The organism is Polaromonas sp. P1_E1_2, assembly GCF_056406035.1.
On sequence record NZ_JBFUAZ010000912.1, the window covers coordinates 1 to 1,099 of the forward strand.

General features: G+C 61.1%; 1 protein-coding gene. It reads right to left on the reverse strand.

The window, feature by feature from the left end; all coding sequences use genetic code 11:
- Positions 1-105 precede the first annotated feature (105 nt).
- Positions 106-867 (reverse strand): SDR family oxidoreductase, encoded by a 762-nt coding sequence (locus AC1D1P_RS24025; protein ID WP_477674746.1) that lies wholly within the window; start codon positions 865-867, stop codon positions 106-108.
- Positions 868-1,099 lie beyond the last annotated feature (232 nt).

Below are 1,099 nucleotides of genomic sequence, written 5' to 3' on the forward strand. Positions count from 1 at the left end.
CTTAAACCCAGCGTGAGCCGCGGGACTGGCTTTGCCAGACCGCAGGCGGGCGGCCCCCTCGGGGGGCAGGGAGCTACACGCAGTGAGCGACCGTGGGGGCTCTATTTAGACACACCGGGCGCCGTCTACTTCCAGGCATACACCGCTGATGAAGTCCGCTTCGTCGCTGGCCAGGTAAAGCACGGCATTGGCCACATCCAGCGCGGTGGAAAAACGTCCCAGCGGAATGCTCGCGCGAAACTTCGCCTTGCGTTCTTCATCCAGCGGACCACCCGCGAATTCGGCCGAGAGGCCTGTGTCCGGGTTGAATACCGGGTTGATGCAGTTGACCCGGATGTTGTCCGGGCCGAGCTCGGCGGCCAGCGACTTGGAGGTCGTGATGACCGCCCCCTTGGAGCCGTTGTACCAGGTCAGGCCCGGACGCGGGCGCACGCCGGCGGTCGATGCGATATTGATGAAGCTGCCCCCGCCTTGCTCGCGAAATACCGGTGTGGCATGAATGGTGGCGAGGTAAATGCTTTTGACGTTGATGGCGTAGCACTTGTCAAAATCGTCTTCGCTGACGTCAAGTGCAGGCTGGTTGCGGTGCGTCCAGCCAGCGTTGCTGACCATCACGTCGAGCCGGCCGTTGCGCTGCACGGCGGCGTCAACCAGCGCCTTGACCTCGGCAGACTTTGTGACGTCGGCGGCAAAGAACGAAGCTGTGCCGCCGGCCTTGACGATGGCAGCCACGACTTTCTCGCCCAGCGCCACATTGATGTCGTTGACGATGATCCTGGCGCCCTCGGCTGCCAGCCGCCGCGCGATGCCTTCACCGATACCGCCTCCGGAGCCGGTCACGATGATGGATTTGTCCTTGACCCGCATGATTTTGTCTTTCTCGTAAAGGTTGCTGCCGGCGCACGCTGCCGTACGGTGGCGTGCGGCTTCCATTGCTTATTGTTGCTGATCACGGTGGTGCGGGTTTTCCCTCTGTCTCTTTCGCTTGACGGGATTCGTGAAACATGAAGTTACATCTACAATGCGCTTTATAAAAGGGAGGGATTTCATGAGTTATCAATTTGCCCGCACCGGTGCGGGTGCAGCCTTGTGTGCGCTG